The organism is Streptomyces sp. NBC_00878 (genome assembly GCF_026341515.1).
Classification (GTDB): Bacteria; Actinomycetota; Actinomycetes; order Streptomycetales; family Streptomycetaceae; genus Streptomyces.
Genome location: NZ_JAPEOK010000001.1, coordinates 1,730,888 through 1,744,988, shown reverse-complemented (window position 1 = coordinate 1,744,988; position 14,101 = coordinate 1,730,888). Strand labels below are relative to the sequence as shown.

Sequence of the window (14,101 nt, the reverse complement as noted above, 5' to 3'; positions counted from 1 at the left end):
CGGGCTCGCAATCTCCACGGAATCTGTACGCCACGATTACGCTGCGCTGGCTGGGTGGGATGGGGTGGTTTGTGAGGGCTGTTTTGCGTGACGTGCGGATTGAGTTGGGCTGGTCGCTCCCCCACTCTCGGCTTCGCTCGAGCGGGGGGACCCCCATCGCGGCGGAGCCGCAAAATGTCACAGCCCCGCGCCCCTGTGAGGGGCCCCTGCGGGGCTGCCCTCACAGGCCGGAATCAGCCATGCGCTATCGGAATCAGGCATGCGGTACTGGGATCAGACGCGCCGGGATCAGCCGTGTCGCGCCGGAAGTTCCTCGGTCGGGATCGGGGGCTCGGTCGATGTCTCCCGCTCTTGGTGAGGGGTTCGTGCCAGTGTCAGGACCAGGGCGCCGGCCAGGATCGCTGTCGCTCCCGCCATCACCGACGCCGTGTTGAGGCCCGATGCGAAGGCCGTGTGCAAGGTGTGGGAGGAGAACGTTCCCCGTAGGGCCTCCGCGCCGCCGCCCGCGAGGGTGTGTGCGGAGTCGTGCGGGAGGGTGTCCCGCATCCGGGACGTCAGGACCGTGCCGAAGGCGGCGACACCGAGCGCGTACCCCAGCTGCCGGGCGGTGTTGACCGCGCCGCCCGCCATGCCCGCGCGTTCGGGCCGTACGGTGGCCAGCGCGGCGCCCGCCAGCGTCGGCGCCACCAGACCCGTACCGAGGCCCACCAGGATCAGACCGGGCACGAGGACCGTCCAGGTCGAGCTCGCGTCGAGCACCGCCTGACAGAACATGCCGGCCCCGATGAGCAACAGCCCGCCGCCGACGGTGATCCGTGCCGGGACGCCGTGCAGCAGCCGCCCCACGAGCACCGACGCCACGACCGACGCCCCGGTCAGCGGCAGCAGCACCAGCCCGCCGTGCACCGGGCTCATCCCCAGCAGCGTCTGCAGCCAGATCGACAGATAGGGGATCACGCCGAACGCCGCCGCGTTGAAGGCCAGCGCACCCAGCATCACGCCCACGAACGCGGGCCTGCGCAGCAGCGCGAGATCGAGCAGCGGATGGGCGGCCCGGCGCTCGACGAGGACGAAGCAGAGCAGCGAGAGCGCCGCGAGCCCGTACGACATGGCCGTGGGCGTAGACGTCCAGCCGTCCGACCCCGCCCGCACCGTCGCGTACGTCGTCGCCCCGGCGAAGCACGCGAACGTCGCCGTACCCGCCCAGTCCACCCGCATCTCCCGACGGCCGCGCGACTCGGGCACCACCCGCAGGGTCAGCCACACCGAGACCACGCTCACCGGCAGGTTGACGAAGAAGATCCACCGCCAGCCCGGCCCCTCCGCGAGCAGCCCGCCGGCCAGTGGCCCGACCGCGGCCGCGGAACCGCTCACCGCGCCCCACACACCGAGCGCCGCGGACCGCTGTCGTCCCTGGTACACCGAGCCCAGCAGCGGCAGCGTCGTCGCGAACATCGCGGCCGCGCCCACCCCCTGCACCGCGCGCGCCGCCACCAGCATCCCGGGCCCGGACGCGAGCCCGCACCACAGCGAAGCCGCCGCGAACAGCACGACACCCGCCACATGCATCCGGCGCCGGCCCAGTACGTCGGCCGCCGCGCCCGCCGCGAGCAACAGCGCGGCCAGCGCCAGCGCGTACCCGTCGACGACCCACTGCAGATCGCTCAGTGAGGCATCCAGCGCCCGCGCGATGTCGGGCAGCGCCACGATCACGATCGTCACGTCCAGCAACAGCATGAACGTGCCCAGACAGACCGCGGTGAGCGGTCCCCATGTACGCATCCTCGGCAACTCCTCGTCCCACGGCACGCGTCCGGCGTGCCTCACCATCCGTCCCTCGTACGATGAGGTGCCGCCGGACGATCCAGGTGATCGGCGGCGCCATGACGCCCGGAAACGACACGGAAGGGCGATCCATCGATGGAATCCGATGCCACCGACGCGCTCGACGTGGAACTCCTCCACGCACTGGAGGTCGACGGGCGGGCCCCCTTCAGCCGGATCGCCGCCGTCCTCGGCGTCTCGGACCAGACGGTGGCCCGCCGCTACCGCAGACTCCGCGCCGAGGGCGGGCTGCGCGTCGTCGCCGTACGCAACAACAGGAAGCTCGGCCGGGACGACTGGATGCTCCGGCTGCGCTGCGCGCCGGACGGCGCGGAGACCATCGCGAACGCCCTGGCGCGGCGCCCCGACACGGCCTGGATCGGTCTCACCTCGGGCGGCACCGAGGTCGTCTGCATGACCCGGCCGCGGACCGCGGGAGACCAGGACGACCTGTTGCTCGGCAAGCTGCCGCGGACGCCGCACATCGTGGAGATCCGCGCCTTCCAGCTGCTGCACACGTTCTTCGGCGGCCCGGTGGGGTGGCTGGTCAAGCACGGGCCGCTCACCGGTGAACAGGTCGCCGCATTGCGCCGGGCGCCGGCTGCGGACGCCGGGCCGGCCCGGATCACCGCCGAGGACGAGCCGCTGGTCAGCGCCCTCGAACGGGACGGCCGTGCCACGTACCCGGAGTTGGCGCGGGCCACCGGGCGCTCGGAGTCCGCCGTCAAGCGGCGGCTCGGCCAACTGCTCGGCTCCGGTGCGCTGTTCATCGACATCGAGTACGACACCGGGCTGATCGGGGTCTCCGTCGGGGCCATCCTGTGGATCACGGCGGCGCCCGGGGCGCTGGACGCGGTGGGGAGAGCGCTCGCCGGGCACGAGGAGATCGCCCACGCGGCGGCTACGGCGGGGCCGTCGAATCTGGTCGCCACGGTGATTTCGCGGGATACCGCCGCGCTCTACGCGTATGTGAGTGGGAAGCTTGGGCGGCTTGAAGGGGTGCAGCTTGTGGAGACCTCGCCGTTCCTTCGGCGGGTCAAGCAGCTGACCTATCAGCGGAGGACGCGTTAGCGCTTCGCGGGGCGCGTGGCAAATCCGCGGGTGCGTTGTGGCTGGTCGCGCCCCGCGGCGGAGCCGCAAATGTCAGAGCCCCGCGCCCCTGAAGGGGCGCCCCCCGGACTCAGCGAGTTCGGTGCAGCCTGTCCCCGCCCGCCAGGATCGAGGCCGCCAACGCGTCCGCCGCGCCCTGGGCCGCCGTGTGGCGTGTGCCGTGTACGAGGACGAAATCGACCTTGCCCAGTTCGGGGAGGCCGGCGCGGTCGGGGACGCGGACCAGGCCCGGCGGGATCAGGCCGCGGGAGTGGGCCATCACGCCCAGGCCCGCCCGGGCGGCGGCGATGAGGCCGTTGAGGCTGCCGCTGGTGCAGGCGATGCGCCAGGCGCGGCCCTGGCGTTCCAGAGCCTCCAGGGCGAGGGCGCGGGTGATGCCCGGCGGCGGGTACACGATCAGCGGCACCGGACGCTCGGGGTCCAGCCGGAGCCGCTCCGCGCCGATCCACACCAGGCGGTCGTGCCAGACCAGTTCGCCGCGCGGGTCCTCGGGGCGGCGCTTGGCCAGCACCAGGTCGAGCTTTCCGTCGGCCAGTTGCTCGTGCAACGTTCCCGAGAGCTCGACCGTCAGCTCCAGGTCGACCTCCGGGTGGTCGTGCCGGAAGCCCTCCAGGATCTCGGTGAGGCGGGTGAGGACGAAGTCCTCCGAGGCGCCGAAGCGCAGGCGGCCACGCAGCCGCGTGCCCGTGAAGAACGCCGCCGCCTGCTCGTGCGCCTCCAGGATGCGGCGCGCGAAGCCGAGCATCGCCTCGCCGTCCTCCGTCAGCTCCACGGAGTGGGTGTCCCGCGAGAACAGCTGCCGCCCGGTGGTGTCCTCCAGGCGCCGCACATGCTGGCTGACCGTGGACTGGCGCACCCCGAGCCGCCGGGCCGCCTGCGTGAAGCTCAACGTCTGGGCCACCGCCAGGAACGTACGCAGCTGTGAAGGGTCGTACACAGTCCCAGGGTATCGCGAATCATGATGACAGTCAGAGTGGTATGCCGGATTCCCGATCAAGGGTCTCCGGAGGACGATGGAGAGGGCACGACCCAGCACTGAACCGCCGCGCTGAACCGCCGCACTGAACCGCCGCACTGAACCGACTGAGCAACGGAGCACCGTGAAACGCCTGAAGTGGCCGTCCTGGCTGCCGATCGACCCGTACATCCTGCTGCTGCTCGGGACGGTGGGCCTCGCCGCCCTTCTGCCCGCCCGGGGGACCGGAGCCGATGTCGCGTCCGGCGCCTCCACCGCGGCGATCGCCTTCCTCTTCTTCCTCTACGGGGCCCGCCTGTCCACCCGCGAGGCGATGGACGGCCTGCGCCACTGGCGCCTCCACATCACGGTCCTGGCCTGCACATTCGTGCTGTTCCCGCTGCTCGGTCTGGCGGCGCGCGGCCTCGAACCGGTGCTCCTGAACCACTCGCTCTACACCGGTCTGCTCTTCCTCACCCTGGTCCCGTCCACGGTCCAGTCCTCGATCGCCTTCACCTCCATCGCGCGCGGCAACGTACCCGCCGCGATCTGCGCGGGCTCGTTCTCCTCCCTCGTGGGCATCGTGCTCACTCCGCTGCTCGCCGCGGTGCTCCTCGGCAGCAGCGGGGGCGGGTTCTCGGCCGACTCGCTGCTGAAGATCGTGCTCCAACTGCTCGTGCCGTTCCTGGCGGGGCAGGTGCTGCGGCGGTGGATCGGCGGCTTCATCACCCGCCACAAGAAGGTCCTCGGATACGTCGACCGCGGGTCGATACTCCTGGTCGTCTACACCGCGTTCAGCGAGGGCATGGTGCAGGGCATCTGGCACCAGGTCAGCCCGCTGCGCCTGGGCGGTCTGCTCGCGGTCGAGGCCGTGCTGCTCGCCGTGATGCTGGCGCTCACCTGGTACGGCTCGAAGGCGCTCGGCTTCAACCGCGAGGACCGCGTCGCCATCCAGTTCGCCGGGTCGAAGAAGTCCCTGGCGGCCGGACTGCCCATGGCGAGCGTACTGTTCGGCGCCCACGCCTCACTGGCCGTCCTGCCACTGATGCTCTTCCACCAGATGCAGCTCATGGTCTGCGCGGTCATCGCCAAACGCCGCTCCCGCGACCCCGAGGCGGACCAGCCCGTCACCCCGGCCCCAGCCGCAGAGTCACGAATCGCGGTCGGTACAGGGACACGTTCCGGCTGAGGTTCGCCTGCGCCGCGACACCGCCGCTCGCGTCCAGCCAGTTGACGTCGTAGCTGAGCACGAGCCTGCCCCGGCTCACCGTCGGGTGGAGCTGCGGGTTGTACGCGGCCACGCCCGCCCGCTGCTCCGGCAGGGGCGGGCTGAAGCCCTTGCCGGGCCCGTACCAGGGCCCGGTGGGGGAGCACGCCCAGTACGAGGTGACGGTCGTCAGACCCTCGGCGCCCGCCGCCATCGTGAACAGCACATACGTGCCCCCGTCGCGGGCGACCGTGAAGGCGCTTCCCACCCCCTTTCGCCCGCCGTCGCCCAGCACGGGCTTCATGAGCGAGGGGATGGTCCACCGCTCGCCGTCCCAGTACCGCCAAGCGCCGGGATCCGCCAGCCGCCCCCGGGGCACCCGCGCGACGTACGCCTTCGACGCGGGCTGGGCGGCGGCCCGCGCGTCGTCGCCGCCGAAGACGTACGTCCAGTCGCCGTCGTCGGTCAGCGCGGTCGTGCCGAACAGCACCCGCCGCGCCGGGTCCTGGACCCGCTGCTGGTCGAGGATTCGCACGATGCCTTCGAGCCGCAGATCGGGCAGCGAGAGCGTGGCCACCTCGGTGGCCGTCGGCACGCCGTAGATCCAGGGGTACGCGCCGGTCGTACGGGTCCACAGCACGACCCGTACGACCTGTTCGGAGGAGCCGGGGGAGCGCGGCTCGACCCGGGCGGCCACCGGCCAGCGCCACTGGCCCGGGGCCGGGTCCGCGAACAGCGGCGCGGGGAGGGTGCGTTGGAGGCGGCCGTCGTCCATGACCACGGCCGAGTTGCGCACCAGGGGCGCGGTGGTGTCCCGCCACGCGTAGGACTCGCCCGCCGGGTTCGGCGGCCGGTACACCTGGCCGAGATATGTGTCCGAGAACAGCCACAGCACCCGGCCGTCCGGCAGCCGCACCGAGTGGGTGCCGTCGCCGCCGGTCCAGTCGTCGGCCCGCGAGGCGTCGTCCCCGTACCGCGCGAACTCGCCGGTGAGCCCCGAGTCCGCGGCCCACGACGTGACCGTACGGGCCCGGCAGGAGCCCTCCCGGTCCTTGTCCGCCGGGAGGGCGGTGAGCAGGACGGCCCCGAGGGCCAGGGCCAGGAGCAGGCCAAGCCCGGCCCCCGTGCGCTGTCGTGCTCGTGCGTCGTCGGGCACGTCCGGGACGTTAGTGGCTGCCGGTCACCCGGTCCATGGGCAGCCACAGCACGGTGTCCCGGGTCACACTGGCGGTTCCCGTACCGGTCCGCGCATCGGTCAGCTCGGCGTCGCTGAGCGCCCGGTCGTAGACCCGTACGTCGTCGATCGCGCCCGTGAAGTGCGCCCGGCTGTCGAGCTTCTGGCCGATGTGCACGCCGAACGGCGAGTTGCGGCTCACGGAACCCGGCACGTCCGCGGTGCTGATCGAGGTCCCGTCGATGAACAGCGTGAGCTGTCCGCCGCCGCGGCGCAGCGCCAGATGGTGCCATTGGCCGTCGTTGTACGCGCCGGTCGTGCGCACGGACGCGGACCGCGGGGCGCTCGCGCCGTCCCGTACGGTGATCAGCCCCTGGAGGCGGCCGCTCGCGGGTTCGCCGCGCAGCCACACCTGCGGCTGGGTGCCACCGACCCCGCCCATCCACAGCAGCGGCTGCTCACCGGTGGTGGCCGTGTAGCGGAACCAGAGCGACGCGGTGAAGTCCTTTGTCCCGAGCGGCAGTTCGTCACGGTAGGGCAGGCGTACGGCGTCGTCGGTGCCGTCGAACTCCAGGGCGCCGCCGAACACGCCGTCCGTCTCCCCGGCCCCGCCGAGGACCGTCGCGGCGGGTGCCTGCGGGGCGAGGTCGGCGGTGGTCGGGTCCGGGCCGCGGCGGGGTCCCAGCCAGTCCTGGGTGAACCGCGCGAACCGGATCTCGTCGCGCGCGTCCACTGCGCCGCCCTCGTACATCAGGCCCACCGTGTCGGCGCCGATGTCCACCATGTCCGAGTACCCGGACCAGTCCGTCGTGACGACCTTGCCGCGGTCCACGCTTTCCCAGGTGCGTCCGCCGTTGTAGGAGGAGCGGATCGTCATCGTGCGGCGGCGGTCCGGGTCGCCAGGGCAGGCGAGCAGGATGCGGTTGCCCACCCGCAGAGTGGAACCCTGTACCTGGGGCGCGTAGAGGTCCGGGAGGGCATGGAAGGGCGAGGCGAAGCTGTCGCCGCCGTCGCTGCTGAAGGCCTGGGTGCGGTGGCCGAGAGCGGTGCCGTCCTGCTCGCGTCCGCTGACGAGGATCGTCCCGTCGGCGCGCTCGGTCATAGACACCTCGGACGGCTTCTGCCGGAACGTGCCGTCGTCCGCGATCGGCCAGGAGTCCGTCGCCCCGATCCGCCAGTGGTCGCCGCCGTCGTCGCTGACGATGAGCGCCGCGTGGTTGGCGCTCACCCGACTGCCGTTCCACGTCTCGGTGTTGACGCCGAAGACGAGCCGGCCCGCGTGGCTGCCCCGGGTCAGCTGGATGCCGTGGACGGGACCGGTCGCGTACCAGGAGTTCCAGTGGGCGGGCAGGATCTCGTCGCTGAGATCGCGCGGCTCGGACCAGGTCAGCCCGTCGTCGTCGCTGTGCTGCAGGTGCGGGGTGCGGTCGCACGGCACGTCGCAGTTCCGGCCGTCCGTACGGCCCGTGTTGTACGTCTCCGCCAGTACGACGCGGCCGGTCTCGCGGTCCACGATCGGGGCGGGGTTGCCGTGCGTGTCGCCCGCGCCCTCGTTGACGACCTGGAGCGGGCCCCAGGTGCGGCCGCCGTCGGTGGAGCGCTTGAGCACGATGTCTATGTCGCCGGCGTCGCTGCAGTCGTTCACCCGGCCCTCGGCGAACGCGAGCAGCGTCCCCTTCGTCGTCTTCACGACGGCCGGGATGCGATAGCAGGCATAGCCGGGATCCTGCGAGGCCCTGAAGAGCACCTGCTGCTCGAACCCGGTGGACGCGGTGGACCCGGTGGACGCGGTATACGCGGCGGACCTCGCGGATTCGGTCGGCCCGTCGGCCGGTTGGGCGTGCGCGGTGCTAGGCAGCCCGAGCAGCGCGGTCGCGGTGAGAACCGCTGTCAGGGTGGAGCCGAGGCGTGCGCGAGCAGTGGATCTGAGACGTGCGCGAATGCTTGACGGCATGGTGCGACCTGCCCTTCATGCGTCTGGACATCTGGATACGTCTGGACATCTGGACATCCCACGTCCAACGTGCGCGCCACAGACGCTACTTGGGCTTTCAGGCACCCCACAAGAAGCGTGCACGGGTCGTGGCGGGGGAAGTTGGCGCACGGCGGACGAGGTCTTGGTGCCGCGTGGTGGTGTGCGCCTCCCCTCGGCGGTCGGGCGGGTTCGCGATTCGGCGGTCGGGCGGACTCCTCTTCTCTTTCTATGATCACGAGAGCCCGCCCGGTGACTGTGGAACACCAGGTGCCGCGGGTCGCGAAGAAGCGTGCCGTCGCTAGGCGAGTTCCCTCCGTCGGAGCAGTGGCGGCGGCACCGGGAGGAGCCCCGCGGGCTCGGGAGCGGGGGCCGCGCCGCCGGTTCTGCGGCAGACCAGGGCGTCCGGGTCGCCGGCGGGTACCTGGAGGGTGTAGCCGTCCGGGCAGGAGGGGCCGGGGTCGCCCTTCTCGCCCTTGGCGCCGGGATCGCCCTTCGGGCCCTGGTAGCCCTGTGAGCCGTCGGAACCGGGCGGCCCGGCGGGACCACCCGCTCCGTCCGCGCCGTGGGCTCCGTTCAGTCCGTCGGCGCCCGCGGGACCCGGTTCGCCGGGCGCGCCGGGCTCTCCCGGCTCTCCCGAGGGTCCGGGCGGACCCGGGGAGCCCGACGGTCCGGGCGGCCCGGTCTCGCCGCGTGGTCCGCGGCCGCCGCCGGGCCCGGGTGCCCCGCCCGCACCGGTCGCGCCCCGGTCGCCCTTGGCGCCCGGTTCACCGGGGGCCGCGGCGGGCACCCGCACCCGGTCGAGCAGGTCGTCCACGGCGTCGGACGGATCGGGTGCCGCCGGGGTGCCGCCGCCGGCCTCGACCTGGGCGCGCAGATCGCGTACGTCCTGGACCAGCGTCGACACGGCCTCGCCGCGCCGGTCGGCCTCGGCGCGCAGCTCGTCGGCCCGGCGGTCGCCGGCGTCGATCCGCGCCCACAGGATGACCGCGATGCCGCTGAGCGCGATCAGCACACAGACGAGGAAGATGCTGCGCCAGCGCAGGGCAAGCAGCCGCTGGAACCGGTTCATGGCGCTCCTCCCAGTCGGTGGATGTCGAGTCGCAGACGGGCGATCTCCGACTGGTCGGCGGTGTGCATCGTCGACAACTCGTCGATGCGCGTGTCGCGTTCGGCGATCTGGCGCTCAAGGCGGTCGCGCTCGGACTGGAGCTTCTCGGTCAGGCTGGAGTAGCCGTTCAGGGCGTTCTCGCCCCGCTTCCCCAAGTACGCCACGACAGCCGCGCCCAGCGCGCCCGCGCAGGCAAGTAACGAGCCGAGCAGGGTGGTACCGGCATCCAAGTAACTGCCTCCTACCTGGACGACGGGCCGTGCGTACGGGCCCGTTCGAGGTCGTCCGGAGCAACGAGGCAAGAGCCGCGGGGGTACGCGCCCGCCCCGGTGGTGCGTCCGGACGGGTGCTGACGGAGCGTCATATCCGGCTGTACCACCGGTTCCCGATACACACCGGTTCCAGGTGCGCACCTTGTTGCCGATACGTGGTCCAAACCGAGCAGTTCATGGGCCTGTTGATCCGGATTTCCGGTACGGACGGCTGATGCGGGCTAACGTTCCGTCATGAACGCACCGGACATGGATCCCCGCCTCGCTCTCGACCCCGCACGTACCGCCCTCGTGCTGGTCGATCTGATGGACCGCATCGTCGGACTGCCCCTGGAGCCCCACAAGGGGACCGAAGTCGTCACCGCCGCCGAGGAGTTGGCGGCCGCCTTCCGGCAGGTCGGCGCGCCCGTCGTGCTCGTGCGGGTCGAGCGGGCCGGGGTCCACGAGCAGCCGCCCGGCAGCGGGCTGGTGGCGGGGCTCGCGGCGGACGGGGACATCGAGATCGTGAAGCGGACCATCGGCGGCTTCCAGGGCACCGGACTGCACGAGCGGCTCCGCGAACGCGGCGTCTCCTCGCTGGTGTTCGGCGGCATCGCCACCAACCTCGGCGTCGAGTCCACCGCCCGCGCCGCCGGCGACCTCGGCTACGACCTCGTCTTCGTCGAGGACGCCATGTCCGCCCTCACCGGCCCCGAACACGAGGCATCCGTGAAGCTGGACTTCCCTCGCCTGGGCACGGTCGTCACGGCTTCGAAGGTGCGGTTCGCCGGGGGCTGAGCCCCGTGCATCGGGCGTGCGGTCGGCTTCAGGGTTCCCCTGAGGTCCCAGGGTTCCCCTGAGACGGGGCCCACTCCGGCGCAGGGGGCGCTCCCCGCCGGATGGGGGCCCCGCCGCCGTGCAGCGGGGAGACCGGTCAGCCCTGGGCGGCCGCGGCCCGCAGGGCGATGCGGTGCTCGCCCGCGTACACGTTCATGGAGGTGCCCCGCAGGAAGCCGACCAGTGTCAGGTTCGACTCGGCGGCCAGGTCCACCGCCAGCGAGGACGGCGCCGAGACCGCCGCGAGGACCGGGATGCCCGCCATCACGGCCTTCTGCGCCAGCTCGAAGGAGGCCCGGCCCGAGACCAGCAGGACCGTGCGGGAGAGCGGCAGCGAGCCGTTCTGGAGGGCGCGCCCGACCAGCTTGTCGACCGCGTTGTGCCGGCCCACGTCCTCCCGGATGTCGACGAGTTCGCCGTCCTCCGTGAACAGCGCCGCCGCGTGCAGACCCCCGGTCCGGTCGAACACGCGCTGCGCCGCGCGCAGCCGGTCGGGGAGGCTCGCGAGCAGTTCGGGTTCGAGCCGCACCGGGGGAGCCGTGTCGCCCGCCGTGTCGTCGATCGACCAGCGGGCGGTCGTACGGACCGCGTCCAGGCTCGCCTTGCCGCACAGGCCGCAGGACGAGGTCGTGTACACGTTGCGTTCGAGCGTGATGTCGGGGATGACGACGCCGGGCGCGGTCCGCACGTCGACGATGTTGTACGTGTTCGAACCGTCCACCGTCGCACCCGCGCAGTAGACGATGTTCTGCAGCTCGTCGGCCGCGCCCAGCACCCCCTCGCTGACCAGGAAGCCCGCCGCGAGCGCGAAGTCGTCGCCCGGGGTGCGCATCGTGATCGCGAGGGGTTTGCCGTTGAGGCGGATCTCCAGTGGCTCCTCGGCGACGAGCGTGTCCGGGCGGGTGGAGACCGCCCCGTCCCGGATGCGGATCACCTTGCGTCGTTCCGTGACTCGTCCCATGTCCTGATCAGTCCCGGTTCTGTACGTGCTGGTAGCCGAAGCGGCCCTTGATGCAGAGGTTGCCCTGGGTCACCGGGTTGTCGTGCGGCGAGGTGACCTTCACGATCTCATTGTCCTGCACGTGCAGGGTGAGATTGCAGCCCACTCCGCAGTACGCGCACACCGTGGTCGTCGCGGTCTGCGCCGGCTCGTCCCACGTACCCGCCGCCCGCATGTCGAACTCCGACTTGAACGACAGCGCGCCCGTCGGGCACACCTCGATGCAGTTGCCGCAGTACACGCATGCCGAATCGGTGAGCGGCGCGTCGTGCTCGACGGCGATCCGGGCGTCGAAGCCGCGCCCGGTGACCGAGATCGCGAAGGTGTTCTGCCACTGGTCGCCGCAGGCGTCCACGCACTTGTAGCAGAGGATGCACTTGTCGTAGTCGCGCACGTACAGGTCGTTGTCGACCTTCGGCTCCTCGTCGAGACGGGCCGCGTCCGGGCCGAAGCGGTCGGGCTTCGCCTCGTACTCCTTGAGCCACCCGGCGACCTCCGGTGTGGTCGACAGGTCGACCGAGGACGCGAGGAGTTCGAGGACGATCTTGCGGCTGTGCCGGGCGCGCTCGGTGTCCGTCCGCACCCGCATGCCCGCCTCGGCCTTGCGGGAGCACGCCGGGGCGAGGGTGCGCGAGCCCTCGACCTCGACGACGCAGACGCGGCAGGCGTTCTTGGGGGCGAGCGTGTCGCCCTGGCAGAGGGTCGGGACGTCCTTGCCCACCGATCGGCAGGCGTCGAGGATCGTCGACCCCTCCGGGGCCCGCACGGGCTCACCGTCGATCGTGAACTCCAGCAGACGGCGGGGGATCCCCAGCGGTATCAAGGTCATTCGTACGCCCCCAGACGGTCGATGGCGGATTCCACGGCGTTCCACGCGGTCTGCCCGAGACCGCAGATCGAGGCGTCCTTCATGGCACGGCCCACCTCGCGCAGCAGGGCGATGTCGGACGCCGCGTCCGCGCCCGTCCGCTCGACGATGCGGTGCAGCGCCTCCTCCTGGCGCACGGTCCCGACCCGGCACGGCACGCACTGTCCGCAGGACTCGTCGCGGAAGAACTCGGCGATCCGCAGCAGCAGACGCGGCAGCGGAACGGCGTCGTCGAAGGCCAGCACGACCCCGGAACCGAGCGTCGTGCCCGCCTCCCGCGTGCCCTCGAAGGTGAGCGGGATGTCCAGCTCGTCGGGCCGTACGAAACCACCGGCCGCGCCGCCGAGCAGCACCGCGCGCAAACGTTTACGTACGCCCGCGAGGTCCAGCAGTTCGCCGAGCGTCGCGCCGAACGGCAGCTCGTAGATGCCGGGCCGGTCCACGCTGCCCGACACGCAGAACAGCTTCGGTCCGGTGGACTTGCCGGTGCCGATCGCGGCGTACGCCTGCGCCCCCATCGTGAGGATGGGCAGCACGTTGACCAGCGTCTCGACGTTGTTCTCGGCAGTGGGTTTGCCGAACAAACCCTTCTCTACGGGGAAGGGCGGTTTCGACCGCGGCTCTCCTCTGTACCCCTCTATCGAGTTGAAGAGGGCGGTCTCCTCGCCGCAGATGTACGCGCCCGCGCCGCGCCGGATCTCGATGTCGAAGGCGTACCCCTGGCCGAGGACGTCGTCGCCGAGCAGCCCGCGCGCGCGTGCCTGCCCGATGGCGTGCTCCATGCGTTCCAGCGCCCGCGGGTACTCGCCGCGCAGATACAGGTAGCCCTTGTGCGCCCCGACCGCGTACCCCGCGATCGTCATCGCCTCCACGAGCGAGTACGGGTCGCCCTCCATGACCACGCGGTCCTTGAAGGTGCCCGGCTCGGACTCGTCGGCGTTGCAGACGAGGTAGTGCGGATGGTCGGGCCCCGACGCCGTGGCCTGCCATTTGCGGCCGGTGGGGAAGGCGGCGCCGCCACGCCCGACCAGGCCCGCGTCGGTCACCTCGCGGATGACCCCGGCGGGGCCGATCGCGAAGGCCTGCCGCAGGGCCGTGTAGCCGCCGCGCGCCCGGTAGTCGTCCAGCGAGGCCGGGTCGACCACACCGACGCGGCTCAGCAGCACGAGCTCCTCACGGCCCGCCTGGGCCGTCTGCGGTACCGCCAGGGCCGCCGGAGGCTCCTCGGGCGCCGAGTCGGGCGCGCTCGCCGCGAGCACGGCCCGCTCGACCGTCGCGGGCGCCGACACGGCCGTACGCACCGGATCCCCGGCCCTGATCGCCAGCGCGGCCGGAGCCCGCTCGCACAGGCCCAGGCAGGGGCTGCGCTCGACGCCGACACCGCTGCCGCGGCCGAGCCGGGCCTCGACGCCCGCGCACAGCTCCGATGCCCCGGCCGCCGCGCACGCGAGGTCCGTGCACACGTGCAGGACCGTCGCGGGCCGCGGCTTCACCGAGAACATCGCGTAGAAGGTGGCGACCCCGTACGCCTCCGCCGGCGGCACGGTCAGCCGTCGGCAGAGGTAGTCGAGGGCGCCCTCGCTGATCCAGCCGATCCGGTCGTTGACGGCGTGCAGCCCCGGCAACAGCAGGTCACGGCGTTCCCGGGCCGCCCGCCCGCCGCGTGCCCACCTCAGGTCGGCGTCGGAACGGTCGGCGCCCTCCCACGAAGACTCCGGAGGACCGAGCAGCGCGTCGACCGCCGCCCGCTCCTCGTCCGTCGGCTTGCTGTCACCGAAGCGCAGGTCCACTT

Annotated in this window: 12 protein-coding genes; 3 read left to right on the top strand and 9 right to left on the bottom strand. The window is 72.1% G+C overall.

All coding sequences use genetic code 11. The features are described 5' to 3' along the window. Nucleotides 1–288 precede the first annotated feature (288 nt). Entirely contained in the window at nt 289–1,782 is a 1,494-nt protein-coding gene (locus tag OHA11_RS07120; RefSeq protein WP_266493101.1) for an MFS transporter, read from the bottom strand. A gap of 138 nt (nt 1,783–1,920) precedes the next feature. Here OHA11_RS07120 and OHA11_RS07115 point away from each other — a divergent pair, with 138 nt between their 5' ends. Further along, nucleotides 1,921–2,895, top strand: a complete 975-nt coding sequence (locus OHA11_RS07115) for an Lrp/AsnC family transcriptional regulator (protein WP_266493100.1) — start codon at nt 1,921–1,923, stop codon at nt 2,893–2,895. Between the two features lie 109 nt (nt 2,896–3,004). On the opposite strand, the gene OHA11_RS07110 is transcribed toward OHA11_RS07115, so the two are convergent. Next, a complete protein-coding gene (locus OHA11_RS07110) occupies nt 3,005–3,871 on the bottom strand; it encodes a LysR substrate-binding domain-containing protein (RefSeq protein ID WP_266493099.1) in 867 nt (288 codons plus the stop codon). Between the two features lie 163 nt (nt 3,872–4,034). On the opposite strand from OHA11_RS07110, the gene OHA11_RS07105 reads away from it, so the two are divergent. Beyond that, nucleotides 4,035–5,078 carry a bile acid:sodium symporter family protein gene (locus OHA11_RS07105; RefSeq protein WP_266493097.1) on the top strand — a complete coding sequence of 348 codons (1,044 nt, stop codon included), beginning with the start codon at nt 4,035–4,037 and terminating at the stop codon, nt 5,076–5,078. On the opposite strand, the gene OHA11_RS07100 is transcribed toward OHA11_RS07105, so the two are convergent. The 4 genes from OHA11_RS07100 to OHA11_RS07085 form a co-directional block, all read right to left on the bottom strand. Next, nucleotides 5,017–6,252 (bottom strand): DUF4185 domain-containing protein, encoded by a 1,236-nt coding sequence (locus OHA11_RS07100; protein ID WP_266493095.1) that lies wholly within the window; start codon nt 6,250–6,252, stop codon nt 5,017–5,019. The genes OHA11_RS07105 and OHA11_RS07100 overlap by 62 nt on opposite strands. A gap of 10 nt (nt 6,253–6,262) precedes the next feature. Next, a complete protein-coding gene (locus OHA11_RS07095; RefSeq protein ID WP_266493094.1) occupies nt 6,263–8,224 on the bottom strand; it encodes a sialidase family protein in 1,962 nt (653 codons plus the stop codon). 319 nt (nt 8,225–8,543) lie between these two features. Then, on the bottom strand, nt 8,544–9,314 hold the full coding sequence (locus tag OHA11_RS07090; RefSeq protein ID WP_266493092.1) for a collagen-like protein: 771 nt from the start codon (nt 9,312–9,314) through the stop codon (nt 8,544–8,546). Further along, nucleotides 9,311–9,583, bottom strand: coding sequence for a hypothetical protein (locus OHA11_RS07085; RefSeq protein ID WP_266493091.1), 273 nt, complete (start codon nt 9,581–9,583; stop codon nt 9,311–9,313). Before OHA11_RS07085 ends, OHA11_RS07090 begins: the two co-directional genes overlap by 4 nt. Nucleotides 9,584–9,874: 291 nt before the next feature. On the opposite strand from OHA11_RS07085, the gene OHA11_RS07080 reads away from it, so the two are divergent. Beyond that, entirely contained in the window at nt 9,875–10,402 is a 528-nt protein-coding gene (locus tag OHA11_RS07080) for an isochorismatase family protein (RefSeq protein WP_266507016.1), read from the top strand. A 136-nt stretch (nt 10,403–10,538) separates the two neighbouring features. Here the strand turns inward: OHA11_RS07080 and fdhD are convergent, their stop codons facing one another. From fdhD to OHA11_RS07065, 3 genes are read right to left on the bottom strand one after another with little or no spacing between them, the layout of a single operon-like run. Continuing rightward, complete coding sequence (fdhD, locus tag OHA11_RS07075) at nt 10,539–11,402, bottom strand: formate dehydrogenase accessory sulfurtransferase FdhD (RefSeq protein WP_266493090.1); 864 nt, start codon at nt 11,400–11,402, stop codon at nt 10,539–10,541. Between the two features lie 7 nt (nt 11,403–11,409). After that, a complete protein-coding gene (locus tag OHA11_RS07070) occupies nt 11,410–12,270 on the bottom strand; it encodes a 2Fe-2S iron-sulfur cluster-binding protein (protein ID WP_266493087.1) in 861 nt (286 codons plus the stop codon). Then, nucleotides 12,267–14,099: an NADH-ubiquinone oxidoreductase-F iron-sulfur binding region domain-containing protein gene (locus OHA11_RS07065; protein ID WP_266493085.1), complete on the bottom strand. Its 1,833-nt coding sequence runs from the start codon at nt 14,097–14,099 to the stop codon at nt 12,267–12,269. Before OHA11_RS07065 ends, OHA11_RS07070 begins: the two co-directional genes overlap by 4 nt. Nucleotides 14,100–14,101 lie beyond the last annotated feature (2 nt).

What these genes read in the sequence shown, in the direction of transcription:
- OHA11_RS07120 (WP_266493101.1), bottom strand. Translation starts at nt 1,782, where the DNA reads ATGCGTACATGGGGACCGCTCACCGCGGTCTGTCTGGGCACGTTCATG.
- OHA11_RS07115 (WP_266493100.1), top strand. Translation starts at nt 1,921, where the DNA reads ATGGAATCCGATGCCACCGACGCGCTCGACGTGGAACTCCTCCACGCA.
- OHA11_RS07095 (WP_266493094.1), bottom strand. Translation starts at nt 8,224, where the DNA reads ATGCCGTCAAGCATTCGCGCACGTCTCAGATCCACTGCTCGCGCACGC.
- OHA11_RS07090 (WP_266493092.1), bottom strand. Translation starts at nt 9,314, where the DNA reads ATGAACCGGTTCCAGCGGCTGCTTGCCCTGCGCTGGCGCAGCATCTTC.
- OHA11_RS07080 (WP_266507016.1), top strand. Translation starts at nt 9,875, where the DNA reads ATGGATCCCCGCCTCGCTCTCGACCCCGCACGTACCGCCCTCGTGCTG.
- fdhD (WP_266493090.1), bottom strand. Translation starts at nt 11,402, where the DNA reads ATGGGACGAGTCACGGAACGACGCAAGGTGATCCGCATCCGGGACGGG.
- OHA11_RS07070 (WP_266493087.1), bottom strand. Translation starts at nt 12,270, where the DNA reads ATGACCTTGATACCGCTGGGGATCCCCCGCCGTCTGCTGGAGTTCACG.